This is a genomic window from Pseudomonas sp. Kh14, assembly GCF_900291005.1.
GTDB classification, from domain to species: domain Bacteria; phylum Pseudomonadota; class Gammaproteobacteria; order Pseudomonadales; family Pseudomonadaceae; genus Aquipseudomonas; species Aquipseudomonas alloputida.
Map to the genome: position 1 here is coordinate 117372 of NZ_OLKJ01000025.1, position 26341 is coordinate 143712.

The following is a 26341-nucleotide window of genomic DNA, read 5'->3' on the forward strand; positions in this document are numbered from 1 at the left end:
GGGTTCAGCGGCCGATTGTTTGCGTCTGGCGGGTGAGGCTGATCAGCAGACCGGTTTCAACCTGCTGCTGCTCGGCAGTCAGCGCGTCCACGCCCTGGCGATACTGCTGCTCGTTGAGCACGACGCGCCGCAGCTTGCCCTCAGCATCCACCGGGCTTTCAGGCATGACCCTGGCCAAGGCTCGTCGCACAGAGCTGTCCAGGGATGTCACCGGGTCGGCGGTTTCATCCAGGCAGTAATAGAGGTAGTCAAGGCCTGGCCGCCAGAAGTCGGTGATCAGGCTGAACTGTGCCGCATGCTCTCGTTTCAAGTACTCGACCCAGCCCGGCTGCTGGGTCAACCATTGCTCCCGAGCGATGGCATCCCTGTCCAGGGAAAGGACCTCAGCTTTCACCATTTCGATGATTGTGTCGTTGATTCTGGCCGTATTGCGGTACAGCATGCCTCGGCTCGGCTCAGGGTAGTCCAGCGCGCTGGCCAACGACTGGCGCAGGGCCAAACGTACCTCGACATCGTCCACCAGCCCCGTTTGAAGTTCGCTGTCTGGAAAGGCTGAGGGGTCGTCCAGCTCATCGTAGGGGGGGAGGTTTTCATCGAAGGCCCCGTCGAGCAGCGCCTGTTTGCGCAAGGACCTTCTCCAGCTGATGCGATCGGCCAGTTGATTGACCTGGCTGCGTCGATACAACTTGCCATACAGGCTCAGTAGATCAGCGGGTCGACTACCGGCGACGGCTGCCGCTTCGTGGGCCAGCACTTCTATCTCCAAGGCACTGAACGCATCAGCACCTGCGTCGCCACAGGTTGGCGGGAAATCGCCGGCCACGGTGGCGAGGCGCTCACGCAGCACGGTGTCGTGGGCAGCGTCATCCAGCAGCTTCCAGACGCGCGCCCTCAGGGCCTCGCCATCACGCTGCGCTTCTGCCGACTGGGCAAGACGTTCGAGTACGCCCAGCAGCGCTGCGTTTTCACCTTGGTCGAACAGGTCGCTCCACAGCTGCTCCTCGGCATTGCTCGCCTCGCCACGGAAAACGCCTTGCCACAGTGGCACGTCTTCTGCGTGTTCGAAGACGTTGACGCCGCTGCTGCCCAGGCGTGCACGTGTCTGGGCTTCCAGGGTGTTGTAGTTGAACAGCCAACGGCGCTCCGGCAAGTGCGCGGCGACATCGCGGGCAAACGGGGTACGCAGCACACCAGGCAAGTCTGGCAGGGTACGAATGCGGTTGGACGAAAGGTTCAGATAGCGCAGTTGGTACTGGGGCTGGCTCATCAGGACGGTCAGGCTGTCGGGCCACTGCTGCAGTTCGCAACGCTCAAGCTCCAGGTGGACAAGACGGGCCATGAAGCGCAGGTCGGGTGCCAGTTGCAGTGGGTTGCCTGATAAGTGCAGTAGTACGGGGTGGATCATGTCCTGAAACTGGGCGGCAAGGCTTTCGTCGAGGGTGATTTGATTGTGGGCCAGGCCGAGGGCATCCAGGGGCAAGCGCGTCAGGAAGCCCAAACTGGTGGTGTCGAGTTGCAGCCGGTTGCGGCTGAGCCACAGGAGTCGCAAGCCGGGCATTGCTCCGATGGCCTGTTGGGCGGTGGGTGAAAGGGTGGTCAGGCCATTGTCTGTCAGGCCCAGCTCGCGTAGCCGCGGTGCCGACCTGAGCGCCTCGAACAATGTTTCGGCATCGATGTCCGGGTTGCCGACGATTTCCAGGGTTTCCAGGTTAGGGAAGTTCGTCAGGAAGCTGCCCTCCAGGCGCCGCATCTTTAACCCCTCGAGCCTGAGATTGCGGATATGCGGCATGCGTGCAGTGAAAGCGGGTAGCGCTTCGAGCTGCATACGGTCCAGTACCAGTGTTTCGGCTTGCGCGCCGCCTTCACGGCGGGAAGCATTCATCAGTCGCTCGGTGCATTGCTGGCGATCAAAGCGCTCTTCAAGGGTGCGGGCGGTGCTTACCCAGCGGTTGAGATCTCGGTTGAGGGTACGCTGCTCGACCTCCAGCTGGTTGATCGCGCTACCCAGGTCGCCTCCTCGAGCCAGTTCGGCTTGTAGCCCACTGATTTGCTCGCTGCTGAGTTCGGGGTAGAGCGCCCGGAGTCGACGTGCAGCCGGCAAGGCTCGTCCCTGCAGGCCACGGCCGCTCAGGGGATAGCCCAGCTGGCCGTTGGCCAATCGCAAAGGGGAGCGGAACCTGGGGTTGATGGGTTGCTGGCCGAGCAGTGAGGCGCAGTGCTGGCGATCACCAAGGGCGAGTTGCAGTAACCGGGCCGGGTCAGCCTGCGGGTGCGCGGCTTGCAGCGCCTGCTTGATGCGTAGACTGTCGTCGTTGGCCAGGCTGGGCCTGAACAGGCCGAGGAGGGCACGATCAAGCCGCGCTCGAGCTTGCAGAAGGCGTGCTTCCTCGGCAACGCGAAGCGGCACCCGGCCGTTGGTCAGGCGTTCCCGTTCGGCGTTGCTGAGGTTGGCAAGCAATTCTTCAAGCGCGCTGTCCGGCAGCCCGGGAAACTGCCGGGCGAGGGTTTGTGCAGTGGGTGTGTGTGTGGGACGGCGTCTTTGTTGCAGGCTCTCGAACAGCGCCTCGCGATGCTGTTCCAGGTGTTGCGCGAGCTTGTTGTTCAGTGCGGACGATCGGTGCTCAGTGGGTGTATCACCGAGCAACTGCTCAATGGCTTCTTCATCCATCTGATCCAGCACGGTCTGGCTCAACTGGCCATTGTCCAGGTCGGTACGGGTAATTTCGATTTCTGTCTGGCCCAGCGTGTGAGGGGGGCCGTAGCGCACCGATTCGCCCCAGGGTTCTGGCCCTTGGTAAACCTTCAGCACGCGTCCCTCGGGCCACCCCGGCAGGCGCAGCAACTCAGGCAAGGCAAAGTTCTTGTACGCAGCCAGCGGCAACCCATGGCGTACGCAGTTGATGATCTGTTGTGTCTGATTGTCCAGCTGCAGCCGCTGCAGCGTGTCGAGCAACAAAGCGGGTGGACGCAGGCCCGCTGCCTGGGCACGGCGCAGCACGTCTGGATCGGTACCGGTAGTGCGCATGGCATGGTCCAGTTCGCTGTCGTCCAGGCCTGCGCTATGGCTGCCGAGGCGGCGCGCGAGCTGTTCACGGTCCCATTCCAGAGGCTGCTCATGGGCCAGTTGCCAGCGGGCGTTACCATGATGCAGCAAGCGTGGGGCATAGGCCTGCGCATCCTCGGGGTGGCGCACGCGCCATTGCTGATCAGCGCCCTGAAACACCTCGTACAGGGTCCCATCCAGCTTCAGGTAGGTCTTTCCGTCGACGTGCACATGGCCGAGCAAATCGGGTTGAGCCCCCTCAGGAATAGCCGCCGTGCTCGCATAGGTTTTCATGTCAGGGTGCCAAAGCACTTCCTTGTCTTCATGCCATACACTTTTCAGTGCATCGACAAAGCCAGACGCCTGGACGATCCTGGTGCCCACTGCAAAGCCGGCAATCACGCCCGCGTTGATGGCCAATGATTCCAGCTGCGCCAGTGCCTGCCGGGTATCACCTTCTTCCCAGGCTTCGAACCCGGTGAAAACAGAGCTCATCAGGTCGTAAGCAAAAACGCCTAGCATGACCGTGTTCAACCCCGGCACGAAGAACGCGGCGACATTCAGCACGTTCATCCCCAGGTCGAACCAGTACTTTAGACGCTCGTTGCGGGCGTTGGCGTCGACTTCGGCTGTAGGGACTGCAATGGTTTTTGCGTCGGCCTTCATGCGCGCAAGGTGTGCGTTGTACAAGTTCGTCCAAGGGTCGGTTCGGATCGGCGAGAGCGTGAAAGGGATCACTGGCATGATTCGGGGTTTGCGTATGCCCGCTTCATCCTCTTCGAACAGCGCGATTTGCAGCTTTACGGCAAGTTCTTTTTGCCGGTCCTTGTAGGCGAAATGCACCAAGGTTCGGCGAAACTCGCTTTGCAGTAACCGGCTGCGCAGGTGCTTGCCCGCTTCCTGACGAGAAGCGAACTCCCTTACCGGGTGCTCGCTGTCGCCAGGGACATACACAATGCAGGGGTTCGTGCGGTAAGGGTTGTCTGGCCCGATGAACAGTATTTCGTGGACGGGGATATCGAACAAGTTGAAGTGCCAGCAATGCAACGCCTCGTTTTCATAGGTGGGGTGAGGCTTGCCGTCGCACAGTTGCCCAAGCGCATCGAGCCCGGCCTCGCTCAGCAGGCCTTTGAGCTTGGCGATCAATGCCTGGACCCTCAAGGCCTCACGGTTCGCTGCAATCGACAGGCGCTGGATTTCAGCGCGATTGGCGCCTTCATGGGTTGCAAGCAGATGGTCTTGATAACGTTTGCCAAGGTCCAGCGCCCGACAATGCCCGACGAAGTCCGCCATCGTCAGGCCTGCCAGGGGCGTGTCGCTGCCTGGGGCGTTGGTGAGCCTGCTGTAGGGGCCGACTTCGTCCAGCCCCTCGAAGTTGTGCAGGGCAGCCTCCAGCAAGCTGCGTGTTTGCGGTTGGCCGACCGGGCGAGTAGCCAGCACATCCGCTTCCACGTCCGGGACCAAAGGCGTTTCCACATCGGGAACGCCGACCCAGATGTTGGCCTCTGACTCAAAGGGCTGGAACACATACTGCGCCCTGTCTACAGGCACATTCAGCTTCAACCGCTCGGTCAACAGCGGGCCGCAGAACGCGATGATGTCCTTGAACTCGCCCAGCGCCTTTTTGACTTGCGCCAGACGTTTGTTACGGGTTTGCAACGCGTTGTGCAGCTGCTCACGCATTGGCTCATCGGCAGTGGCATACCACGCGTAAGGGCTGCCATCTTCATCGAGATACTCCTTGTACAGGCTCTGCACCACTTTGCGTGTATGCGAGGGTTGGAGCGCCTTGCTCCATTTCGGTAACGATCGGGTTATCTGGCTTTGATGCAACGGTGTCGGGGTTGTCATGGTCACCATCTCTTTTGTGGGGGGAGATAGTCCACGCTGATCAAGGCGACGGGGTGCGGTAGATAGTTGTTGGCCGCGGTCGGTCCTGCGCATGCGCGGGTCGGTGGGGGGCTGGCAGCGAGGGAGGATCTGCGAGAGGGTGAGGCAGGTCATGGTGCAGGCTTCAGCCAAGGAGAATTGCAATGCGTTCGCTGTGCAGTCCGAAAGACCACCTGCTAGACCTCGATGGCGTTGAAATAGCGGTTCGCACCTGGGGGGCAGAAGACGGTATTCCCATATTGGCCTTGCATGGCTGGCTGGATAACGCTGCCTCGTTCGAGCGCCTGGCACCGATGCTGGACGGCTGCTTCGTGGTGGCCCCCGACCTGATTGGCCATGGCCGTTCTGGGCATCGTCGCCACGACAGCGGCTATTACCTGTGGGAGCATGCCGAAGACATGCTGGCGGTGACCGACAGCCTGGGCCTGGCGCAATTTCATGTGCTGGCCCATGGGATGGGTACCGGTATAGCGTCGCTGCTGGCGGCCATGACCAGTGGCATTGCCAGCATGACCTTCCTCGACGGAATGGGGGCACCGTTCACGGTGGCCGAGGATGACCGCGTGCAGCACCTGGCGCGGGCCTACCGGCTCAAGCGCATGGTACAGCGTAGCCAGTTGCCGGGTTTTGCCGAGCCGGATGTTGGTCGCTTCGACGACCTGGACACCGCCCTTGCGCAACGCCGCGAGCGGCTGGACACCGAACTGTCGGAAGGTGCCGCTCGGCTGCTGGCGCTGCGCGACCTGCTACAGCTGGACGATGGCTATTGCTGGCGCCACGACCCGCGGCTGGTATTGCCCGAACCCATGCCCCTGACCGAGCGCGAAGCCTGCGACCTGCTCAGCCAGATCCGCTGCCCGTTGTACCTGCTGTTCGGCCGCCAGGGGGCCTTCACCGGCGAGGCCTTTACCCGGCGTCAGGCCGCCTTGCCCAGCCAGGCGAAAGTCTCCTGGCACCCAGGCGGGCACCACTTCCACCTGGATGCGCCGGACCGGGCGCTGGTCGACCAGCTGCTGCGTATCCTGACGCGCCATGAAGGTGGCGTACTGCAACGCTTGGTGAACGAGTAGCTGATTCTGGTCACGCCGGGTGAACCTGGGCTATGGTGGCGAACGTATTCGCAAACACGCCACAGGGAGCCCGGCATGCGGCCTTTCACCATCAAGCACATCGATCACCTTGTGTTGCGGGTCAGCGACCTGCCGCGCAGTGTTGCCTTTTACACCGAGCTGCTCGGCTGCACCGTCAGCCGCGTGCGCGAAGACTTGGGCATGGTGCACCTGGCCACGGGCACGGCGATGATCGACCTGGTGACCCTGGATGGCCCGCTGGGGCAGCCAGGCGGAGCTGCCCCGGGCGTGGAAGGGCGCAACCTGCACCATTTCTGCCTGCGCATCGAGCCGTTCGACGAGGCCGCGTTGACGGCCTATCTGGAAGCCGCCGGGGTAAAGGTGGAGCCTGCAGAGAAGCGGTATGGTGCCGAAGGCGAGGGGCTTTCGCTGTACTGCTACGACCCGGATGGTAATCAGGTCGAGTTGAAGGGGCCGGTAGTGCCTGGTGGGTGAAACACCCAACAAAATCGTCAGTCAGCCCGCTATCGCCCAGCACCCCGGAGCTGGGTGTTGTCCAGGCCGCCCTCTCGTGCAGGGCCAGGCGGGTGGATATCCAGCCAATCCCAATTATGCTTCATAAACCTTGCTGCGATCCGAGGCGGCCCGCCTCGTCGTGCTTCGCGCAACCAAAGCAAGCGCCAGGGCCTGGGTGCGACGGTGAAGTGAGTGTGAGGTGCTCCGGCCTGCATGACAACATGACGGAGGCAACCCATGGCGGTTCTCGACAGTGCATCCACGGGCAGCAGCGCGCCCCAACGCGGTATCACCAAGGAGGAGCGCAAGGTCATCTTCGCCTCGTCCCTGGGCACGGTATTCGAGTGGTACGACTTCTACCTGTACGGCTCACTCGCCGCGATTATCGCCAGGCACTTCTTTGCTGGCGTCAATGAAACCACCTCGTTCATCTTTGCCTTGCTGGCCTTTGCCGCCGGCTTTGCCGTCCGACCGTTCGGCGCCATCGTGTTCGGCCGTCTGGGCGACATGATCGGGCGCAAGTACACCTTCCTCATCACCATTGTCATCATGGGCCTGTCCACCGCAGTGGTGGGCCTGCTACCGGGCTACGCCACGATCGGCGTGGCCGCGCCGATCATCCTGATCACCCTGCGCTTGCTGCAGGGGCTGGCGCTGGGCGGTGAGTACGGCGGCGCGGCCACCTACGTGGCCGAGCATGCGCCCAAGGGCCGACGCGGCTTTTTCACTGCCTGGATCCAGACGACCGCCACCCTGGGGTTGTTCCTGTCGCTGCTGGTGATCATGGCCTGTCGCACGGCCATGGGGACGGAAGCGTTCGAGGCCTGGGGCTGGCGGATACCGTTCCTGCTGTCGATTCTGCTGCTGGCGATTTCGGTGTACATCCGCCTGCAGCTGAACGAGTCGCCGGTGTTCATGAAGATGAAGGCCGAGGGCAAGGCATCCAAGGCGCCACTGACCGAATCGTTCGCCCGCTGGGACAACCTCAAGGTGGTGATCATGTCGCTGCTCGGCGGCACCGCCGGCCAGGCCGTGGTGTGGTATACCGGACAGTTCTACGCGTTGTTCTTCCTGTTGCAGACGCTCAAGATCGAGCCGCAGACCGCCAACCTGCTGATTGCCGGTTCACTGTTGATCGGCACACCATTCTTCATTTTCTTCGGCAGCCTGTCCGACCGGATTGGCCGCAAGAAGATCATCATGGCCGGCTGCATCATCGCCGCGCTGACTTACTTCCCGATCTTCAAGGCACTGACCGAGTACGGCAACCCGGATGTATTCGTTGCCCAAGAGCAGAACCCGGTGGTGGTGGTGGCCGACCCGGGCCAATGTGCATTCCAGTTCGACCCGGTGGGCAAGGCCAAATTCACCAGCTCCTGCGACATTGCCAAGAGCCTGCTGGCCAAGCGCGCCATCCCGTATACCAATGAAGCGGCGGAGCCCGGCAGCGTGGCACAGATCCGCATTGGCGAACGGGTATTGCCGAGCTTTGATGGCAGCAGCCTGACCGCGGCGGACTTCAAAGTGCAAAGCGAAGCGTTTACCGCAACCCTGAGTGGTGCATTGAAAGAGGCGGGCTACCCGGAAAAGGCCGACCCGGCGAAAATCCACTACCCGATGGTGCTGTTGCTGCTGACCATTCTGGTGATCTACGTGACCATGGTCTACGGGCCGATTGCCGCCTGGCTGGTGGAGCTGTTCCCGGCGCGCATCCGCTACACCTCGATGTCGCTGCCTTATCACATCGGGAATGGCTGGTTCGGCGGCTTCCTGCCGACCGTGGCGTTTGCCATGGTGGCAGCGACCGGGGATATCTATTACGGCTTGTGGTATCCGATCGTGATTGCCGTGATGACGGCGGTGCTGGGGATCTTCTTCCTGCCGGAGACCAAGGATCGGGATATCAATCACACCTGAAGGTCGAGTTTGCCTGTGCTGGCCCTTTCGCGGGCAAGCCCGCTCCTACAGGTACTGCTGTAGGAGCGGGTTCACCCGCGAAAGGGCCAGCACAGGCCTCGAACGCTGTGTAGGAGCGGGCTTGCCCGCGAAGAGGCCGGCACAGGCGATCAATCAGTCGAAGTAGCCACGAAGCCCGAATGCATACCCGGTATCCACAGCTGTCGCCTCACCCCGGCTCCAGCGCTTCTTCAGCACGAACTCGAACGCTGGCTCGTACAACCCGTCGCGCACCAGCGCCCCCGCCAGCACCTCCACGTCGTACCAGCCATTGTCCAGCTCGATGATCGGCCGCCCTGGCAGCTGGTAACGCGCCATCAGGTCACCCAGGGTCTTGGGCGTGAAGTGCTGCAGGATGCGCCAGGTGTACAGCATCAGCGCACCGTGCTCGATCCGCAGTACATAGCCATTGCGCCGGTGCTTCAGGCGGCTGCCGGCCTCGCGCAGGGCCGGTGTGTGGTTATCGAGGGTGAAGAGGATGCGGTAGGGCAGGTTGTCGACACCGGCCAGCGGCAGCACGATGCCTTCGCGCACAGCCTGGTCGCCGCTGTCGCCGTGGGTGAACGCATGGGCCAGGTCGTCGGGCAGTTGCTGGTCTTGCTTGTAGCGTTCGAGCAACTGGATATCGCCAAGCAGAAAGTAGTCGACCAGGTCGTTGAGCACTTCGCTGAATTCGTGGCGCATCTGTTTTCCTTGTGGGTGCGCATTGGGGAAAGGGCAACCGGCTAGTGCTTCTGGGCAATCTGGATCAGGTTGCCGCACGTGTCATCGAACACCGCCACGGTAACCGGCCCCATTGGGGTTGGTGGCCGGATGAACTGCACACCGGCTGCACATAGCCGGGTGTATTCGGCCTGGATGTCACGCACGCCGAACGAGGTGGCGGGGATGCCATCCTGCTTGAGCGCGGCCTTGTACACCTTGGCCGCCGGGTGCGCGTCGGGTTCCAGCAGCAGTTCGACGCCATTGGGGTCGTTGGGCGAAGTCAGGGTCAACCAGCGGTGCCGGCCCATGGGGATGTCGTGCCTGGGCTCGAAACCGAGTACGTAGTGGTAGAAAGCCAGGGCCTTGGCCTGGTCGTCGACGAGGATGCTGGTGACCACGATCTTCATAAGCACACACCGTTTACCTGGGGCCGATGACTATCAGTAAAGACGTTCGGGCGTTTTTGACCAGTGGTTGCTGTGCCACGGGGCCCCGTTCCAGGCGCAAGCGTGGTGCGGCTCCGGTTTGCGCAATGGCCTGTGAGCTGAGGTACTGGCAGACCCTACAAAAAACCTGTTCAAGGCATAGGTAAATCCTTCAGCGCTCAGCGCCCGCAGAGCGGCAGCCAAGGGTAAAGTGTGAGGCATGATCCCAGCCTGCCAAGACCCGCTTCAGAGAGGTACCCTGTGGCTGCCTATACCTTGCGACAACTGAAGTACTTCGTCACCACCGTGGAAGCGGGCAGTGTGGCCGAAGCGTCACGCCAGCTGTACATCGCCCAGCCGTCCATCTCCACGGCCATCAAGAGCCTGGAGGAAAGTTTCGGTGTGCAGCTGTTCATCCGCCACCACGCCCAGGGTGTGTCATTGACGCCCAGCGGCAAACGCTTCTACGCCAAGACCAAGTCGCTGCTGCAGATGGCCCATGAGTTCGAACAGAACGCCCTGGCCGACAACGATACCGTCGCCGGGCAAATCGACATTGGCTGTTTCGAAACCGTGGCGCCACTGTACCTGCCGCGCCTGATCGCCGGCTTTCGCCAGCGTTACCCGGGTGTGGACATTCGCCTGCGCGACGGTGAACAGCAGGACCTGATCCAGGGCCTGACCGCTGGAACATTCGACCTGGCATTTCTCTATGACCACGACCTGGATGGCACCATCGAGGCCGAGCCGCTGATGCCGCCGCAGAAGCCCTATGTGCTGCTACCCGAGAACCACCGCTTTGCCAGCCAGGCCCAGGTCTCGCTGCGCGACCTGTGCCCCGAGCCGATGATCCTGCTGGACGTGGCCCCTAGCCGTACCTACTTCGTCAGCTTGTTCAACGAGATGGGCCTGGCACCGAACATCGTCTTCAGTTCGCCGTCGATCGAGATGGTGCGCGGCATGGTCGGTCAGGGTTTCGGTTTTTCGTTGCTGGTAACCCGTCCGCATTCGGAATACACCTATGACGGCCAGCGCCTGGCAATGCTCGACATTGCCGAGCCGGTGGCGCTGTCGGGGCTGGCTGCGGCGTGGTTGAAGCGAGTCCAGCTGACCAAACCGGCGCAGTTGTTCGTGGAGTTTTGTCGGGAAGAGCTGGCGAAGTTCCTGAACTGAGCACGCCATGCCACCCCGGCAGGAGGCGCATGGCGTGGCGATTGCTCAGGGGTTGACCTGGTAGCCGCGCCCTTGCAGGCAACCGCTGTAGGCACTGGCATGGGCCTGGGTTTTGGCCTCGTCCTGGCCGCGCCGGTCCTGGCGCCGGTCCTGACGCTGGCGCATGCCACCGACCGCGGCCCCGGCGGCGGCCACTTCGCCAGCACGGTTCTGCCGGTATTGCTGCTTGGCATCGTCACCCACCCGGTCATACAACTCGTCATGCTGGTTGCCGCGCACCTGCGCACCTACAGCACCGGCGGCGGCACCCGCAGCTGCACCGCGAACCCGGCCACCGACATGGGGGTCGCTGGACGTCGCTGTGCCGTTTGCGGCATTGGTGGCGACGGTATTGCAATCGTTGATATCCAGTTGCATCTGCTGGCTGCTCTGGCCCTTGAGCGGCACCACCGACTGCGCCTGGGCGGCCGATGCTGCGCAAAGCAGCATCAACAGGTAACTCCACGTGAACGTACGCATGGCACACCTCCACCGGGCGGAAAGCCCGCCTCACAGGATAGTTCGCCTTTGAGGTCGTGATGGAAGTTTTGCCCAGATGGTCTACACCGGATATCAGACGCTGTTCCGATTAGCCTCTTGGCCTGATCCAAGGCTACCTGCGGGCAAACCATGAGCCAGCCGCAAGATCTGATCATCTGCGAGTATTGCGACACGGTGTACCACCGTGCACCGTTGCTCAAACATCAACGTGCCCTTTGCCAGCGCTGTGGCGGCGTGCTGTACCGGCACAGGTCACTGACCATCGAGCAGCGGCTGGCACTGAGTGTGACTGGCGGTGTCCTGCTGGTGTTCGCCAACTATTACCCGGTGATGACCATCGGCATGCAGGGGCTGACCCACTCGGCCACATTGTGGGACGCCGTGCAGATCCTCAGTCACGGCAGTATCACTTTCATCGCCCTGGTCATGGCGCTGTCGATCATTTTTGCGCCGCTGCTGCAAATTGCCCTGTTGTGCTGGGTGTTGGGCTTTGCCCTCGCCGGCCAGCGTGCCCCCGGCTTTGCCCTGTGCATGCGTGGCCTGGAAAGCCTGCGGCCCTGGAGCATGCTGGAGGTGTGTCTGCTGGGGGCGATGGTGGCGGTGATCAAGCTGGCGGGGCTGCTCGATGTGATCCCCGGTATCGGCCTGCTGGCCCTGGCCGCACTGAGCATGTTGATCATCCACATTGCCGGCAAGGACATCCGCGACTTGTGGGAACAGGTATGACTGTCCCGGTCAATGCGCACGACCTTGGCTTGTGTCTGTGCCATGGCTGTGGCCAGGCATGCGACACGCGCAGTGGCGCGCACACCTGCAACCGTTGCGGCGCCGTCATTCACCGACGCAAGGCCAATTCCATCAGCCGTGGCTGGGCGTTTCTGCTGGCAGCCCTGATTTTCTACATCCCCGCCAACCTGCTGCCGGTGATGCACACCGAAATGCTCGGCAGTGGTACAGAAAGCACCATTGGCGGTGGCGTGCTGGAGTTCTGGGAAGCCGGGGCCTGGGACATCGCGCTGATCATTTTCATTGCCAGCGTGGGTGTGCCCGCCATCAAGTTCTTGTCCCTTGGCCTGCTGCTGTTCACTGCCCAGCGTGGTTCTTCCTGGGCCTGCCGGCAGCGTACGCAGTTGTACCGCTTCGTCGAGCTGATCGGCTATTGGTCCATGCTCGATGTGATGGTAGTGGCGCTGGTGGCTGCGCTTGTGCAACTGCGCGGGCTGGGCACCATCGAGCCGCGCGTGGGCATTCTGTTTTTTGGCATGGTGGTAGTGCTGACCATGTTCTCTGCGATGAGCTTTGATCCACGCCTGATCTGGGATAGCCATGCCAACGAGGGGAGGTCGCATTGATGGGGCAACAGACTGACAAGCGCGAGGGCCCTGGGCAGGTTGAAGTGCGCACCCGACGTTGGAGTGTGTCGCTGGTATGGATCGTGCCGATCCTGGCGATCCTCATCGGCGCTTCGCTGGTGGTGCGCAACTGGATGCAGCAAGGGCCGGTGATTACCATTTCTTTCCACAGCGGGGAGGGACTGGTGGCGCACAAGACCCAGGTAAAATACCGCAGTGTGGTGATTGGCGAAGTGACCACGGTGGACTTGGCCGACGACAAGAAGAGCGTGGTGGCCAAGGTTCAGCTCTCCAACGATGCCCGTTCATTTGCTACCCGGGGGGCGCGCTTCTGGGTGGTGCGACCGCGCATCGGCGTGGGCGGGGTTTCCGGGGTGGACACGTTGCTTTCGGGCAGCTTCATCGGGGCTGATTCCGGCGAGTCGAAGGTGCCGGAAAAGTCCTTTGTCGGCCTGGAGCTGCCACCCCCGATCACCTATGACGAAAAGGGCAAGCGCTTTGTTCTTGTCGCCAGCGACCTGGGCTCGCTGGATATCGGCTCTTCAATCTACTACCGCAAGATCCCGGTGGGCGAGGTGGTGTCCTTTGCCCTCCAGGGCGATGGCAAGGGGGTAGAGATTGGCGTGTTCGTGCAGGCGCCCTACGACACGTTCGTCACTGCTGACACGCGCTTCTGGAATGCCAGTGGCATTGACATGCAGATAGGTGCCAATGGCCTGAAAGTCGATACCGAATCGCTGTCGTCGATTCTGGTGGGCGGGCTGGCCTTCGGCTCGCCCGATTTCGCCGCGCAAGCCGAGCCTGCTGCCGACCAGGCCCGCTTCCAGCTATTCGCCGACCGCGACATGGCGCTGTCGCCTCCGCATGGCCAGGCGCAGTACCTGCAGTTGCGCTTCGACCAGGCCATGCGTGGCCTGTCGGTGGGCGCGCCCGTGGAGTTCAAGGGGGTGGAGTTTGGCCGGGTCACCTCGATCCAGCTCGATTACGATGCTACGCGGCAGACCTTCCCGGTAGTGGTCGATGCGGTGATCTACCCGCAGCGGCTAGGGCCGGTGCACCGCAAGATGCTGGCGGTGTTCAAGCACACCGAGGGCGATATGGAAGGGGCGCGGAAACTGATTGGCACCTTTGTCGAACATGGGCTGCGGGCCCAGGCGCGTAGCGGCAACCTGATCACCGGGCAGATGTTCATTTCGCTGGACTTTTACCCGGATGCCCCCAAGGTGACCTTCGACATGGCTGCCAACCCCATCATGATCCCGACGCTGCCCGGCAGCCTTGAGCAGTTGCAGGAACAGCTGCAGCGGGTGGTGGAGCGCATTGCCAAGCTGCCGCTGGAGAGCATCGCCGGTAACCTGGACGGCAGCCTGCGTGAACTGCGCGCCAGCCTCAAGCAGTTCAATGGCCAGACGCTGCCGGAGGTGAAAGTGGCGCTGGACGAGGTGCACAAGACCCTGCGCACGGCCAACTCGGCCATTTCCGAAGATTCGCCGCAGCGCGAGCGAATGGGTGAAACACTGGACGAGCTGGAGCGCATGTCGCGTTCGCTACGTGACCTTGCCGATTACCTGGGCCGCCACCCCGAGTCGCTGATTCGTGGCCGGTCGAAAGCGGCCGGGCCCGCAGACCTTGAACCCTGAGGAGACAGCCGATGCAACGACTGCGCAATGTATGTGTGGCCAGCCTGCTGGTGTGGCTCGGGGGCTGCAGCAGTACGCCGAACAACTACCACACGTTGGTACCGAGCGAACCGATACGTGACAGCGGCCAGCGCATCCAGGTGGTCAGGGTGGCTGTGCCGCCCCAGGTCGACCGCCCACAGTTGGTGGTGCGGCAAGGGCAGAGCGGCCTGGCCATTCTGGAGACGGAGTGGTGGGGCGCCAACCTGGTGGATGAATTCCGCAGCGCCCTGCAGGACCAGTTGGGCGGCCCGGCAGGCGGCGGCAAGGCGTCACTGCGAGTGGATGTACAACGCTTCGACACGGTACCAGGGCGCTACGCCTCGCTGGAGGCCGTGTGGCGCCTGAAGCAGCAAGGGCAGGCCGAGCTGACCTGCCGTACGTCAGTACAGACTGCCGCAGACAACAGCATCACCAGCCTGGTGAACGCGCACCAGGCCAACCTGCGCAAGTTGGCCGAGGCGGTGCGGGGGAGTGCCCGGCAGGGTAGCTGCCCTGCATGAACCTTGGCCTCATTACTGCCGGGTGCTGGCTGTTTCCCGTACCCCGTCGGCCTTGTCCAGCGGCAGGTGGTCGAACTCGCGCAAGCCATCCTTGCGGTACGGGTCGCCGATCCAGCGTGGTGCTACCACGAACGCTGGGCTCACCAGGCTCTTGGCCGGTTCATAGCGGTCATAGCTCAACCCGGCCAGGTCTGACAGGGTATGGATCAGGTGCGAACTGCTGTAGGGGCGATCGGCCATTGCCTGCAAGTCACGCGGGTGCTCGGCCTGCCAGCTAGGCGAGGTCCACAGCAGGAACGGGATGGTGTACATCGGCCGGGTCGGTGCGCCTTCGTTGCGCCCCAAGCGGTCGTGGTCACCGGAGCTGTACACGTCTTCACCATGATCGGACAGGTACATCAGGAACCCGTTGGGGTTGCCTGCCGCGTAACGCTTGATCAGGCTCGACACCACATAGTCGTTATAGCGCACCGCGTTGTCATAGAAGTTGTAGGTTTCTACCTGGTCCGCCGTCAGCTTGGCTGGCACACCTTGCTTGTCGTTGAAGTGCGCATAGTCGTCCGGGTAGCGGTAGCGGTAGTCCATGTGTGTGCCCAGCAGGTGCACGATGATGAACTTGTTGGGCGCAGGGTCTTGCAGGGCTTTCTCGAACGGTGCCAGCACCACGTCATCGTACTGGCGGGCATTCTGGTTGCGCTGGTTGTTCAGGTACACCGGCGCGTCTGTTTGCTGCGAGAAGGTGGTGAGCATGGTGTTGCGCTTGGTCAAGGTCTGCTGGTTGGTGATCCAGAAGGTCTTGTAGCCTGCCTGTTTCAGCAGGTTGATCAGCGACGGGTCGGTGAGGAAGCGGTCCGGGTTCTGTTCGTCGCCGAACGTGAGGATCTGCTGCATCACTTCGATGGTGTACGGGCGCGGTGATACCACGTCGCGGAACACGGTCAGGCCCTTGTCGCTGGCGGCTAGCGCGTCGAGGTTGGGCGTGGTGTCGCGGTCATAGCCATACAGGTGCATGTGCTCTCGGGTAGTCGACTCGCCGAGCACCAATACCAGGGTGCGTGGCGCAGTACCACTGCTGTCTCGCAGGTTTTGCAGCGGTGGCAGTGCGGCATTCTGGGCCAGCAGTTTCTGCATGTTGTCCAGTTGCTGGCGGTACTGTCGGTAGCCCACCAGCAACTGCCAGGGTACGGCCGGTTCCATTCGCTGCTGCACTTTTTCGAGCGCATCGGCGAAGTTGCGCTCCTGGGTCACCATCTGCTTGTAGAACGGCACGACCAGGTTGGCCACCAGCAATAGCACGACCACCGGCAGGCGGCTGCGCAGTGGCAGGCTGACCGGGCGCACGCGCCGCCACAGCAGTACCGCAACCAGCGTGTACAGCACCAGTGCCAGGCCCAGCCCCACGCTGAAGTATTGGCTGAAGTACTCACCAGCCTCGGCGGTGTTGGACTCGAACATCACAAAGATGACGCTTTGTGAAAACTCCTGGCGATAGATGCCGAAGTAGCTCAGGCCCACCAGCGATGCAGCCCATAGCACCAGACCGATGATTGCCGTGGTGGCGCGGGTGAAGCGCGGCAGCAACAGGACGGGCGCCAGCCACAGGCTGCTGAGGAACAGTGCATCGCGAAAACCGGCGAAGCCGGTCGTCCCGCTGAACAGCAGCAACGCTTGGGTTACACCGGAGAAATACCAGAAGAACAGCAAGAGCCAGCCGAGGCCGGCCCAGTCCACGCGCTTGTGCGCGGCGGGTGATGTAGTGTGTGACACGTATGCCTCGTGGTACCTTGGCGGCCAGCGGTTGTGCGCGTGGCCGGAAAGGGCGTGACGCTAATCTGCGGACTGTGAAAATAACGTCAACGCGTTGAATCCTGTGACCTGCATGGCCGTAGCAGGCATAAGCTGGGCCGTTCACCGCGTTTTCCCCTGGCCGCCGGGGTATGATGGCGGCAGCGAAAACGTACTGACAGGCCCCGTAGACCATGAACCGTCGTAAGAAGATCAAGCAGCTATTGCAGGCGCATGCCAAAAAGGCCAGTGCCAAGCTGGCGCCACGCAAGCCCAAGTACATCTGCAAGGCGGACCGCTTGAAGATGGAGGCAGAGGCGGTGGGCGAGGCTTCCCAGCTGGCCGACTGACACCGCCCCTACACCGATCGCACGGGCTTCAACGGCGGTAGTAATGATGCGCGTCATGATGACGCTGGCGCATGGCGCGCTCATGGCGGCGCTCCCAATCACGGCGCCGTTCCCAGTCGCGCCGCCGTTCCCAGTCCCGACGGGCTTGTTCACGCCGCCACTGTTCGCGGCGCCAGTCGCTTCGGTGGTCGTGCCAGCGATCGTCATCATGCGCCAGGAGCGTGGCCGGCTGTTCAACGGCCACGCTGGTCACGCTCGACCAAGGGTTGCCGGCTGGCTTTAACGGTGACTGGACAGCCGGTGAAACCGGTTCGGCGGCTTTCATTTGCGTTGCCGATGCCGTGCCCACCGCCGCGAGCGAGAACACGCCGAGCAGCACCAACCTTGCGACATGTATTTTCATGAGCGTAGCCAACCTCTGATAACGAATGAGCCATCTGGCCAGCAGGTGTGGGGCGAACCTTGTCTCGCGTTCCGCTACCTTTCTGTGCCTCACACATAGACAGGGAATCAAGAAAAAGTTCGCTACAGCAACAACTTGTAGAAAATCGCTGTGGCGGTTGGTGATGTGCAGCACTCGCTAAAGCTGCCATTGCGCTTGGTCAACTGCCTGCAAATACCTCACGCAGATGCCCCCGATAACTGTCGAACGCTGCAATCGCCCCCGTTACCACCTCTGCTTCCTCCTGCTCCCCCAGCACCAGGCTGTCCAGTCGGGCAACAAATTCGCGCCAATGCAGCGCTCGGCCATCCGGGTGAGGGGCCAGGTGGCGGGCCCCCTTGTCACCCTCCAGCCCAAGACGTTGCGTGTGCTTGTAGAGAAACGCCGCCCCCAGGTTCGAACCTTCACTGCAATACAGCCATCCCAAGGCCTGGGCCGAGCTGACACGGACCGGTTGGGTGGGCGTTGGCAGCGGCAGGCCGAGGTCGCGCAGGTCTGCCTCGACCGCCGTGAAACGTGACAGCGCCGCCAACCCCGGCAGTTGCTGGTTGAGCTGTTCATCCTGATACAACGTCAGCAGGCTGCCATGAAAACGGTGCTGCACCTGCAGGAAGCGACCATATCGCTCGCGGTTCTCGAAAGGCCGCGCAGCCATTACCAGTTGATCGACGCTGTCATGATCCCTGCTGCTGGCCGCCTTCAGGCGTTTGCAGCGGCTGGGTTCGGTGAAGGGAAAAGTTACAGCGGTCATCGGCGTATCCGTGGCAATAGAGCAAGGCCCCCATGATGCTTGCCATCCTTGGCAGGCAGCAAGCGTCACACACTCGACCTGACCGAGTTCGCAATGATGGAGTGCAAGGTCGATGCTCATTTATCATGGCGGCTGCTTTTACCATTGCCAAGGATACCTGCCATGAGCGCGTTTCAGTTCCGCACCCCCGTTCCCGCCGATGCCGAGCGTTGCTACGCCATCGAAATTGGCGCCTATGAAGGGGATGAGGCGGCCACGCTGGAGAAAATCCGCACGCGCATCACGCAATACCCACAAGGCTTCCTGGTGCTGGAAAGTGACGGCGAGATCGTGGGTTTCATCAACAGTGGCTGCGCCCACGAGGTCGTGATGTCCGACGAGGCCTTCAAAGAGCTGGTCGGCCATGACCCGGCGGCAGCGAACGTGGTGATCATGTCGGTGGTTGTAGACCCGGCCCACCAAGGCAAAGGCTACGCCAAAGTGTTGATGAACGAATTCATCGGACGCATGCGTGCGGCGGGCAAGCAGACCATTCACCTGATGTGCAAGGAGCAGCATGTGGCCCTGTACCAGAAGCTGGGCTACCGATACGTGAAACCGTCGCCGTCGGACCACGGCGGTATGGCCTGGCATGAGATGGTCATGGACCTTTGAGTGGACATGACATCGCAGTGCGCGCTACCCGCAGCTTTTCTACATGGCAGCGCAGCCCAGAGGGCTGCGCATGACCTTCATTCAACCCGGCGATGCCGAGCTGATTCCAGGCCTCAAGTGCCACTGACCAGCTGATGGGCCAGCTGGTTGTGGCGTTCCAGTACGCGCGGCAAGTCGACGGTGGCCAGCTGGCCGTCTTTCACCACGACGCGGCCGTTGATCACGCTGGTATGCACCTGGGTCGGGGTGCAGAACACCAGTGCCGCCAATGGGTCATGGTGGCCGCCGGCATACGCCACATGGCCCAGGTCGAAGGCGACGAAATCGGCGACCATGCCCGGGGCCAGGGCACCGATATCATTGCGGTTGAGCACCTTCGCGCCACCCAGGGTGGCAATCTCCAGTGCTTCGCGTGCGGTCATCGCGTCAGGGCCGAAGCCCACCCGTTGCAGCAACAGCGCCTGGCGCACTTCACCGATCATGCTGGCGCCGTCGTTGGAGGCAGAGCCATCGACCCCCAGGCCTACCGGTACGCCGTGGTCGCGCATCTTGCGTACCGGGGCGATGCCTGAGGCCAGCCGCATGTTCGAGCATGGACAGTGGGCGACGCCGGTGCCGGTGCGGGCGAACAGCTCGATGCCGTGCTGGTCGAGCTGCACGCAGTGGGCATGCCATACATCATGGCCGACCCAGCCAAGGTCTTCGGCGTACTCGGCAGGGGTCATGCCGAACTTCTCGCGGCTGTAGGCGATGTCGTTGACGTTCTCGGCCAGGTGGGTGTGCAGCGACACCCCATACTGGCGCGCCAGCACGGCAGCTTCGCGCATCAGGTCGCGGCTGACCGAGAACGGCGAGCATGGCGCGACCACGATGCGGCGCATCGAGCCGTGGCTGGCATCGTGGTAGTCCTCGATCAGGCGTTGCGATTCCTTGAGGATGTCGGCTTCCTTTTCCACCACCGCGTCAGGTGGCAGGCCGCCTTGGCTCTGGCCCACGCTCATGCTGCCGCGCGCGGCGTGGAAGCGCATGCCGATCTCGGCAGCGGCGTGGATGCTGTCGTCGAGCTTGCAGCCGTTGGGGTAGATATACAGGTGATCGCTGGAGGTGGTGCAGCCGGACAGGATCAGCTCGGCCATGGCGGTCTGGGTCGACACCGCGATCATCTCGGGGGTCAGGCGCGCCCAGATCGGGTACAGGTTGGTCAACCAGTTGAACAGCTCGCCATCCTGAGCTGCCGGTACCACGCGGGTGAGGCTCTGGTACATGTGGTGGTGGGTATTGACCAAGCCTGGGATGACCACCTTGCCGGCCATGTCCAGAATCACGTCGGCGTGCTGCGGGAGGGTATCGCTGGGGCCGACTTGCTTGATCAGGTTGCCTTCGATGAACAGGCCGCCGTTCTTGATTTCGCGGCGTTCGCCGTCCATGGTGACCAGCAGTGCGGCGTTTTTGACGAGGAGCGTTTTTGCAGGATTTGTAGATGACATGGTGCAAGCCTGCGCAATACGCATCGGCGATTACCGATGTCATAGGCGCTCGGTATTGTAAGCAAGCTTTTTACTGATTGTATACAGCTCGAAGTGCGAGTGCCGGCCTCTTGGCGGCTAGAGCCGCGAAGAGGCCGGCACGGGTTGCAGCCATGAAAGATCACACCGCCTCGCGGCTGCTCACACCCTCCAGCAATCGGGCAATCCCCAGCGGGTTGGCGTTTTTCAACGCATCCGGCAGCAGTGCGTCCGGATAGTTCTGGAAGCACACCGGGCGCAGGAAGCGGTCGATGGCCAAGGTGCCGACCGAAGTGCCGCGGGCGTCGGAGGTGGCCGGGTAGGGCCCGCCATGCACCATGGCATCGGAAACCTCCACGCCGGTCGGGTAGCCATTGAGCAGCAAGCGCCCGGCCTTGCGTTCCAGCAACGGCACCAATGAGGCAAAGGTGCGCAAGTCGTCAGTTTCGGCGATCAGGGTGGCAGTCAGCTGACCTTGCAGGTGACGCAATGCTTCGGCCAGTTGCTGGGCATCGGCCACTTCAACCACCACGGTGCAAGGGCCGAACACTTCTTCCTGCAACAGCGGGTCGCCATTGAGCAGCAGGCTCACGTCGGCCTTGAACAACTGCGGCTGAGCCTGGTTACCCGTTTGCGGTTGGCCGGTCAGATGCTGGATATCCGGGTGCGCCAGCAGGTGCTGCACAGCATTCTGGTAGCTGCGCAGGGTGCCAGCGTTGAGCATGGTCTGCGGGCCTTGGTCTGCCATGCGTGCCACAAGCGTTTGCAGGAAATGCTCGAAGTGTGGCGAGCGGATACCCACCACCAGGCCCGGGTTGGTGCAGAACTGCCCGCAGCCCAGCACCACCGAGGCGGCCAGCTCGGTCGCCACCTGTTCACCGCGAGCCTGCAGAGTTTGCGGCAGCACGATCACCGGGTTGATACTGCTCATTTCGGCGAACACGGGGATCGGCTGCGAGCGCGCTGCGGCCATGTCGCACAGGGCGCGGCCACCTCGCAGCGAGCCGGTAAAGCCGACTGCCTGGATGGCTGGGTGCTTGACCAGCGCTTCGCCCACACCGGCACCGTAGATCATGTTGAAAACGCCTGCCGGCATGCCGCTGCCGGTCACTGCACGGTCGATGGCCGCGGCCACATGGGCCGCAGTGAGCATGTGTCCGCTGTGTGCCTTGAACACCACCGGGCAGCCGGCGGCCAGCGCCGAAGCGGTGTCACCGCCAGCGGTGGAGAAGGCCAGAGGGAAGTTGCTGGCGCCGAACACGGCCACCGGGCCCACGCCGATGCGGTACTGGCGCAGGTCCGGGCGCGGCAGCGGGGTGCGCTGGGGCAGGGCGCGGTCGATGCGTGCAGCGTAAAAGTCGCCACGCCGTACCACCTCGGCAAACAGGCGCAGCTGGTTGCTGGTGCGGCTGCGTTCGCCGCGGATGCGTGCTTCAGGCAGTGCGGTTTCGCGCATCACATCCTGGATGAAGTCATCACCCAACGCGTCCAGTTCGCTGGCGATCGCGTCAAGAAAGGCGGCGCGCTGGTCGGGGAGGGTGCTGCGGTAGCTCGGGTAAGCCACCTCGGCGGCCTGCGCGGCGGCCTCCACCTCGTCGCCGGTCGCCTGGTGGAAGGCGTATGGCAGTGTTTCACCGGTGTGGGCGTCGAGGCTGTGCAGCAGCACGTCACCGTGGCCGCTGAGCTGGCCGGCGATGTGGTTCAGGCGGTGTTCGATGGACATTTCGTTTCCCGTTGGCAATGACAATCGTTGGTCAGGACTGTAGGGGGCGAACGGGGGGCTGAATAATGATTAATACGGATCGGGTGATAACGAGCCGTTATCACCCGGGTTCTCGCGATGCCCTGCAGGAGCGGTCATGCAAGGCGTCAGGGCTCACTCGGCCATCTGCAACTCTGGCAGCTTCACGCGCAACGCCCGGGTCAGCCCCAGTAGCACCAACAGGCCCAACGCCATCCAGCACAGGCCGATGGCGAACGACAGGCTGGTCAGGCTGCTCCACAGCCACAGCGTGCTGAGAAAGCCCAGGCCGGGAATGGCGCCGTACAGCAGGTAGTTGCGGTAACCGCGTAGTTTCTGGTCAACCAGGTAGTGCTTGACCACCGCCAGGTTCACCGCCGAAAAGGCGAACAGTGCGCCAAAGCTGATCATGTTCGCCACGGTATCCAGGGTGATCACCAGGGCGATCAGCGACAGCAGGCTGACCACCAGGATGGCAGTGGCCGGCACGCGCTTTTTCGTCACCAGCTGGCCGAATGCCCGCGGCAAGGCGCCGTCGCGGCCCATGGCGAACAGTACGCGCGACACGCTGGCCTGGGACACCATAGCCGAGGCGAAGCAGCCCGCCACGTAGGTAGCGGTGAAGGCGGTTACCAGCAGCTCGCCGCCCACCCGGCGCATCACGTCGACCGACGCCGAATCCGGGTCGGCGAAGCTGCCCCAGTCGGGGAATACCATCTGTGCGCAATAAGACACCACCAGAAACAGCAGGCCGCCGATCAACGACACCGCCAGAATCGCCACGGGAATGCGGTAGGTCGGGTTACTGGTTTCCTCAGCCATGGTCGACACCGCATCGAAGCCGAGGAACGACAGGCACAGCACGGCGGCGCCGGTCATGATCAACGGCACACTGAAGCCTTCGTGGTGCAAGGGGGCCAGCAGCGACACCGGCTCCGCCTGTCCGCTGAGCTTGAGAATGGACAAAGCGACGAAGACGATGATGAACACCAGTTGCACCACCACCAGGATCCAGTTGACCCGAGTGATCGACTCGATGCCGATCAGGTTGAGGAAGGTGACCAGGGCAATGGAACCCGCTACCCACACCCAGGCATGGATGGTCGGGAAGTATTCCGACATGTAGATGCCGATCAGCAGGTAGCTGAGCAGCGGCAGAAAGATGTAGTCGAGCAGCAGTGTCCAACCGGTGATGAAGCCGATATGGCTGCCGAAGGCCTTGCGCGTGTAGGTGTAGACCGAGCCGGAGTAGGGGTGGGCCTGGACCATGCGGCCGTAACTGTAGGCGGTCAGCAGCATGGCGGCGAGCGTGAGCAGGTAGGCGGTGGGCAGGTGCCCTTTGGTCATCTGGGTGACCAGCCCGTAGGTGGTGAATACGGCCAGGGGCACCATGTAGGCCAGGCCAAACAGCACCAGGGCGGTCATGCTCATGGACTTGCGGAAGCGGCCGGTGCTGGTGCCGGGTTGCGAGGTTGCATGCGGGGCGGGGCTATGGGCTGTACTTGTTGTTGTATGCATTGCTAACTCCTGAAAAGGGATGCAGGACACCGCGGCAGGCGAGCAGGCTCGCGACCGTCAGGTGTAGTGCAAGGAGGTCGAGCGGAAAGCTCGCAGCGCTGGGGCGGGTTGATGCTCCCACACCCTGCAGGCACCCGGAATCACCCTTTGGGGTGAGCGGACACAGCCCTTGCCCGGCTCACCCCAAAGGGTGATTCCGGTGCCTGCAGCGCCGTGGGAGTATCTGCTCAACGACGCACCGCACTGGCGGCGGTGCCACTGAGAAGAAACGGCAGGCTTACAGTGACCAATCAATTGCTTTCAGCTCAATGGTTCGAGCACCAGGCCAAGGTCACCGAGGCTATCGGCCGGCCGGGCTTTGCCGCCAGCCTGTTTGCTGCACTGGGTGTGATACGGCCGATCCAGGCGACCACGGTTTACCTGTACCCGCACGACGGCATGCCCTGTGCGCTGTTCGAGCAGGATGACAAGGCGCCCTGGCAACCCGAGGGCAATGTCAGCCGCTACCTGTCGGGCTTCTACCTGCTCGACCCGTTCTACGGTGCTTGCGTGGAACAGGTCGAATCCGGCTGCTACGGCCTGTTCGAAGTGGCACCCGATCACTTCGAGGTCAGCGAATACTACCAATCGTTCTACCGCCACTCGCACCTGGAGGATGAACTCAATTACATCCTGCAGGTGGCGCCCGGGCAAAGCCTGGCGGTGTCGCTGGCTTTCACCGACAAGCTGGATGGGCAAAGCCGCACGCTGTTCGGGCTCATCACGCCTTGGGTACTGGCGGTACTCGGCAAGCATTTTGCCGGGCTGGACAGCCGCGCAGGGCGCTTCGAGAACATCCTCGAGCAACGTATCCATGCCGCGCTGAACAATTTTGGCAGCTCGCTGCTGACCGAGCGTGAATGCCGTATCGCCCAGTTGATCCTGCGTGGCCACTCGACCAAGTCGCTGGCCGAGCGGCTGGGGGTGTCGGAAGACACCATCAAGTCGCACCGCAAGAACGTCTACGCCAAGCTCGACATCGGCACCCAGTCCGAACTGTTCTCCCTGTTCATCGATGCACTGGCCAATGCCCAGGGCGTGCTGGGCAAGGACCCGCTGGAAAGCTACATGGGCAAGCTGCGCTGAACGCCAGCTGCCCTGCAACCCCACCGCAAAGGAAAACCAACAATGAACGCGCCTTTCGCCCCGCAACGCCAGACCCGTGACTACCAGGCAGCCGATGCCGCCCACCACATTCATGCCTTCCTCGACCAGAAGGCGCTGAACGCCGAAGGGCCGCGGGTGATCGTCGGGGGCGAACGCCTGCACCTGTGGGACAGCGAGGGCAAGCGCTACCTGGACGGCATGTCTGGCCTGTGGTGCACCCAGCTCGGTTATGGCCGTCGTGACCTGACGGCCGCCGCGGCTACGCAGATGGATCAGCTGGCCTACTACAACATGTTCTTCCACACCACCCACCCGGCGGTGATCGAACTGTCCGAGTTGCTGTTCAGCCTGCTGCCGGGGCACTACAGCCACGCGATCTACACCAACTCGGGCTCCGAGGCCAACGAGGTACTGATCCGCACCGTGCGCCGCTACTGGCAGGTGGTTGGCCAGCCAGGCAAGAAGGTCATGATCGGCCGCTGGAACGGCTACCACGGCTCGACCCTGGCGGCCACGGCGCTGGGCGGGATGAAGTTCATGCACGACATGGGCGGGTTGATTCCGGATGTGGCACACATCGACGAACCCTACTGGTACGCCGAGGGCGGTGAACTGACCCCGGCCGAGTTCGGCCGCCGCTGCGCCCTGCAGCTGGAGGAAAAGATCCTCGAACTGGGTGCCGAAAACGTTGCCGGCTTCATTGCCGAACCCTTCCAGGGGGCAGGCGGCATGATCTTCCCGCCGGAAAGCTACTGGCCGGAAATCCAGCGTATCTGCCGCCAGTACGACGTGCTGTTGTGCGCCGATGAGGTGATCGGTGGCTTTGGCCGCACCGGCGAATGGTTCGCCCATGAATACTTCGGCTTCGAGCCCGACACCCTGTCGATTGCCAAGGGCCTGACCAGTGGCTATGTGCCCATGGGTGGCCTGGTGCTTGGCAAGCGCATTGCCGAGGCGTTGGTGGAACGCGGCGGGGTATTTGCCCACGGCCTGACCTATTCCGGCCACCCGGTGGCGGCGGCAGTGGCCATCGCCAACCTGAAGGCGCTGCGTGACGAAGGCATCGTGCGCCAGGTGAAGGACGACACGGGGCCGTACCTGCAGCGCATTCTGCGGGAAGTGTTTGCCGACCACCCATTGATCGGCCAGGTGCAAGGGGCCGGACTGGTGGCGGCGCTGCAGTTCGCCGAGCACAAGCCGACGCGCAAGCGCTTTGCCAACGAGAACGACCTGGCCTGGCAGTGCCGCACCTTTGGTTTCGAGGAAGGGGTGATCATTCGCTCGACTCTGGGCCGGATGATCATGGCCCCGGCCTTGATCGCCAACCACAGCGAGCTGGATGAGCTGGTGGAGAAGACCCGGATAGCCGTAGACCGCACGGCGCGGCTGGTCGGCAAGCTCTAAGCCGTTGCCAAGGGCAACCGGTTTCCCCTGTGGGAGCGGGCATGCCCGCGAACACCGGCGAAGCCGGTGCCATCCTCCGTGTCGCCTGAATCGCGGGCACGCCCGCTCCCACAGAGGAGGCGCGGCGCGCTTGCGGACTGTGTGGTACCTGTCACTTCCGCAAAAAATGATCGCCACCGCGGTCGCCTGGAGT

At 62.7% G+C, this 26341-nt stretch carries 22 protein-coding genes; 12 read left to right on the forward strand and 10 right to left on the reverse strand.

Going from position 1 to position 26341, the window contains the following annotated elements; all coding sequences use genetic code 11:
* Positions 1 to 4 precede the first annotated feature (4 nt).
* Complete coding sequence (locus FQ668_RS12960) at positions 5 to 4894, reverse strand: NEL-type E3 ubiquitin ligase domain-containing protein (RefSeq protein WP_369333831.1); 4890 nt, start codon at positions 4892 to 4894, stop codon at positions 5 to 7.
* A gap of 182 nt (positions 4895 to 5076) precedes the next feature.
* Here FQ668_RS12960 and FQ668_RS12965 point away from each other — a divergent pair, with 182 nt between their 5' ends.
* The 3 genes from FQ668_RS12965 (at position 5077) to FQ668_RS12975 (ending at position 8436) form a co-directional block, all read left to right on the forward strand.
* Positions 5077 to 6003, forward strand: coding sequence for an alpha/beta fold hydrolase (locus FQ668_RS12965; RefSeq protein WP_003250808.1), 927 nt, complete (start codon positions 5077 to 5079; stop codon positions 6001 to 6003).
* 75 nt (positions 6004 to 6078) lie between these two features.
* Entirely contained in the window at positions 6079 to 6498 is a 420-nt protein-coding gene (locus FQ668_RS12970; protein WP_003250810.1) for a VOC family protein, read from the forward strand.
* Between the two features lie 258 nt (positions 6499 to 6756).
* Positions 6757 to 8436 (forward strand): MFS transporter, encoded by a 1680-nt coding sequence (locus FQ668_RS12975; protein ID WP_014591476.1) that lies wholly within the window; start codon positions 6757 to 6759, stop codon positions 8434 to 8436.
* 153 nt (positions 8437 to 8589) lie between these two features.
* Here FQ668_RS12975 and FQ668_RS12980 read toward each other — a convergent pair whose 3' ends face one another.
* Together FQ668_RS12980 and FQ668_RS12985 are read right to left on the reverse strand one after the other, a co-directional pair.
* Complete coding sequence (locus tag FQ668_RS12980; RefSeq protein ID WP_014591475.1) at positions 8590 to 9159, reverse strand: hypothetical protein; 570 nt, start codon at positions 9157 to 9159, stop codon at positions 8590 to 8592.
* A 41-nt stretch (positions 9160 to 9200) separates the two neighbouring features.
* Positions 9201 to 9587 carry a VOC family protein gene (locus tag FQ668_RS12985; protein WP_003250815.1) on the reverse strand — a complete coding sequence of 129 codons (387 nt, stop codon included), beginning with the start codon at positions 9585 to 9587 and terminating at the stop codon, positions 9201 to 9203.
* Positions 9588 to 9866: 279 nt separating this feature from the next.
* On the opposite strand from FQ668_RS12985, the gene FQ668_RS12990 reads away from it, so the two are divergent.
* Positions 9867 to 10778 carry a LysR family transcriptional regulator gene (locus FQ668_RS12990; RefSeq protein ID WP_014591474.1) on the forward strand — a complete coding sequence of 304 codons (912 nt, stop codon included), beginning with the start codon at positions 9867 to 9869 and terminating at the stop codon, positions 10776 to 10778.
* Between the two features lie 45 nt (positions 10779 to 10823).
* On the opposite strand, the gene FQ668_RS12995 is transcribed toward FQ668_RS12990, so the two are convergent.
* Positions 10824 to 11297, reverse strand: a complete 474-nt coding sequence (locus FQ668_RS12995; RefSeq protein WP_014591473.1) for a YMGG-like glycine zipper-containing protein — start codon at positions 11295 to 11297, stop codon at positions 10824 to 10826.
* 150 nt (positions 11298 to 11447) lie between these two features.
* Between FQ668_RS12995 and FQ668_RS13000 the strand changes: the two genes are divergently transcribed.
* The 4 genes from FQ668_RS13000 to FQ668_RS13015 are packed head-to-tail and all read left to right on the forward strand — an operon-like array spanning position 11448 to position 14852.
* Positions 11448 to 12044: a paraquat-inducible protein A gene (locus tag FQ668_RS13000; protein WP_014591472.1), complete on the forward strand. Its 597-nt coding sequence runs from the start codon at positions 11448 to 11450 to the stop codon at positions 12042 to 12044.
* Entirely contained in the window at positions 12041 to 12670 is a 630-nt protein-coding gene (locus FQ668_RS13005) for a paraquat-inducible protein A (RefSeq protein WP_144180276.1), read from the forward strand. The genes FQ668_RS13000 and FQ668_RS13005 overlap by 4 nt, the downstream gene beginning before the upstream one ends.
* The gene (locus FQ668_RS13010; RefSeq protein ID WP_076403199.1) at positions 12670 to 14310 is read left to right on the forward strand and encodes an intermembrane transport protein PqiB; all 1641 of its coding nucleotides are present in this window, start codon (positions 12670 to 12672) and stop codon (positions 14308 to 14310) included. The genes FQ668_RS13005 and FQ668_RS13010 overlap by 1 nt, the downstream gene beginning before the upstream one ends.
* Positions 14311 to 14321: 11 nt before the next feature.
* On the forward strand, positions 14322 to 14852 hold the full coding sequence (locus FQ668_RS13015; RefSeq protein ID WP_019438985.1) for a membrane integrity-associated transporter subunit PqiC: 531 nt from the start codon (positions 14322 to 14324) through the stop codon (positions 14850 to 14852).
* 12 nt (positions 14853 to 14864) lie between these two features.
* Here the strand turns inward: FQ668_RS13015 and FQ668_RS13020 are convergent, their stop codons facing one another.
* On the reverse strand, positions 14865 to 16619 hold the full coding sequence (locus FQ668_RS13020) for a phosphoethanolamine transferase CptA (protein ID WP_014591468.1): 1755 nt from the start codon (positions 16617 to 16619) through the stop codon (positions 14865 to 14867).
* A gap of 212 nt (positions 16620 to 16831) precedes the next feature.
* Between FQ668_RS13020 and FQ668_RS13025 the strand changes: the two genes are divergently transcribed.
* Positions 16832 to 16987, forward strand: a complete 156-nt coding sequence (locus tag FQ668_RS13025; protein WP_014591467.1) for a DUF2986 domain-containing protein — start codon at positions 16832 to 16834, stop codon at positions 16985 to 16987.
* A gap of 28 nt (positions 16988 to 17015) precedes the next feature.
* Here FQ668_RS13025 and FQ668_RS13030 read toward each other — a convergent pair whose 3' ends face one another.
* Complete coding sequence (locus FQ668_RS13030; RefSeq protein WP_014591466.1) at positions 17016 to 17390, reverse strand: hypothetical protein; 375 nt, start codon at positions 17388 to 17390, stop codon at positions 17016 to 17018.
* A 199-nt stretch (positions 17391 to 17589) separates the two neighbouring features.
* Positions 17590 to 18180, reverse strand: coding sequence for a biliverdin-producing heme oxygenase (locus FQ668_RS13035; RefSeq protein ID WP_014591465.1), 591 nt, complete (start codon positions 18178 to 18180; stop codon positions 17590 to 17592).
* A 162-nt stretch (positions 18181 to 18342) separates the two neighbouring features.
* On the opposite strand from FQ668_RS13035, the gene FQ668_RS13040 reads away from it, so the two are divergent.
* Positions 18343 to 18834 carry a GNAT family N-acetyltransferase gene (locus FQ668_RS13040; protein ID WP_014591464.1) on the forward strand — a complete coding sequence of 164 codons (492 nt, stop codon included), beginning with the start codon at positions 18343 to 18345 and terminating at the stop codon, positions 18832 to 18834.
* A 113-nt stretch (positions 18835 to 18947) separates the two neighbouring features.
* Here FQ668_RS13040 and FQ668_RS13045 read toward each other — a convergent pair whose 3' ends face one another.
* From FQ668_RS13045 to FQ668_RS13055, 3 genes are all read right to left on the reverse strand, one after another.
* Positions 18948 to 20321 carry an 8-oxoguanine deaminase gene (locus FQ668_RS13045; RefSeq protein WP_014591463.1) on the reverse strand — a complete coding sequence of 458 codons (1374 nt, stop codon included), beginning with the start codon at positions 20319 to 20321 and terminating at the stop codon, positions 18948 to 18950.
* Between the two features lie 160 nt (positions 20322 to 20481).
* The gene (locus FQ668_RS13050) at positions 20482 to 22062 is read right to left on the reverse strand and encodes an aldehyde dehydrogenase (NADP(+)) (protein WP_119713509.1); all 1581 of its coding nucleotides are present in this window, start codon (positions 22060 to 22062) and stop codon (positions 20482 to 20484) included.
* 153 nt (positions 22063 to 22215) lie between these two features.
* Positions 22216 to 23598 (reverse strand): APC family permease, encoded by a 1383-nt coding sequence (locus tag FQ668_RS13055; RefSeq protein ID WP_119713510.1) that lies wholly within the window; start codon positions 23596 to 23598, stop codon positions 22216 to 22218.
* A 282-nt stretch (positions 23599 to 23880) separates the two neighbouring features.
* Between FQ668_RS13055 and FQ668_RS13060 the strand changes: the two genes are divergently transcribed.
* Both FQ668_RS13060 and FQ668_RS13065 read left to right on the forward strand, forming a co-directional pair.
* Complete coding sequence (locus tag FQ668_RS13060) at positions 23881 to 24723, forward strand: helix-turn-helix transcriptional regulator (RefSeq protein ID WP_014591460.1); 843 nt, start codon at positions 23881 to 23883, stop codon at positions 24721 to 24723.
* A gap of 42 nt (positions 24724 to 24765) precedes the next feature.
* A complete protein-coding gene (locus FQ668_RS13065) occupies positions 24766 to 26148 on the forward strand; it encodes an aspartate aminotransferase family protein (RefSeq protein ID WP_134698364.1) in 1383 nt (460 codons plus the stop codon).
* Positions 26149 to 26341 lie beyond the last annotated feature (193 nt).

Coding starts and splice junctions, on each gene's coding strand:
- FQ668_RS13045 (WP_014591463.1), bottom strand. CDS start 20,321: ATGTCATCTACAAATCCTGCAAAAACGCTCCTCGTCAAAAACGCCGCA.
- FQ668_RS12985 (WP_003250815.1), bottom strand. CDS start 9,587: ATGAAGATCGTGGTCACCAGCATCCTCGTCGACGACCAGGCCAAGGCC.
- FQ668_RS12975 (WP_014591476.1), top strand. CDS start 6,757: ATGGCGGTTCTCGACAGTGCATCCACGGGCAGCAGCGCGCCCCAACGC.
- FQ668_RS12965 (WP_003250808.1), top strand. CDS start 5,077: ATGCGTTCGCTGTGCAGTCCGAAAGACCACCTGCTAGACCTCGATGGC.
- FQ668_RS12960 (WP_369333831.1), bottom strand. CDS start 4,894: ATGACAACCCCGACACCGTTGCATCAAAGCCAGATAACCCGATCGTTA.
- FQ668_RS13035 (WP_014591465.1), bottom strand. CDS start 18,180: ATGACCGCTGTAACTTTTCCCTTCACCGAACCCAGCCGCTGCAAACGC.
- FQ668_RS13050 (WP_119713509.1), bottom strand. CDS start 22,062: ATGTCCATCGAACACCGCCTGAACCACATCGCCGGCCAGCTCAGCGGC.
- FQ668_RS13030 (WP_014591466.1), bottom strand. CDS start 17,390: ATGAAAATACATGTCGCAAGGTTGGTGCTGCTCGGCGTGTTCTCGCTC.
- FQ668_RS13005 (WP_144180276.1), top strand. CDS start 12,041: ATGACTGTCCCGGTCAATGCGCACGACCTTGGCTTGTGTCTGTGCCAT.
- FQ668_RS12980 (WP_014591475.1), bottom strand. CDS start 9,159: ATGCGCCACGAATTCAGCGAAGTGCTCAACGACCTGGTCGACTACTTT.
- FQ668_RS13025 (WP_014591467.1), top strand. CDS start 16,832: ATGAACCGTCGTAAGAAGATCAAGCAGCTATTGCAGGCGCATGCCAAA.
- FQ668_RS12995 (WP_014591473.1), bottom strand. CDS start 11,297: ATGCGTACGTTCACGTGGAGTTACCTGTTGATGCTGCTTTGCGCAGCA.
- FQ668_RS13010 (WP_076403199.1), top strand. CDS start 12,670: ATGGGGCAACAGACTGACAAGCGCGAGGGCCCTGGGCAGGTTGAAGTG.
- FQ668_RS13065 (WP_134698364.1), top strand. CDS start 24,766: ATGAACGCGCCTTTCGCCCCGCAACGCCAGACCCGTGACTACCAGGCA.
- FQ668_RS12970 (WP_003250810.1), top strand. CDS start 6,079: ATGCGGCCTTTCACCATCAAGCACATCGATCACCTTGTGTTGCGGGTC.
- FQ668_RS13040 (WP_014591464.1), top strand. CDS start 18,343: ATGAGCGCGTTTCAGTTCCGCACCCCCGTTCCCGCCGATGCCGAGCGT.
- FQ668_RS13055 (WP_119713510.1), bottom strand. CDS start 23,598: ATGCATACAACAACAAGTACAGCCCATAGCCCCGCCCCGCATGCAACC.
- FQ668_RS13015 (WP_019438985.1), top strand. CDS start 14,322: ATGCAACGACTGCGCAATGTATGTGTGGCCAGCCTGCTGGTGTGGCTC.
- FQ668_RS13000 (WP_014591472.1), top strand. CDS start 11,448: ATGAGCCAGCCGCAAGATCTGATCATCTGCGAGTATTGCGACACGGTG.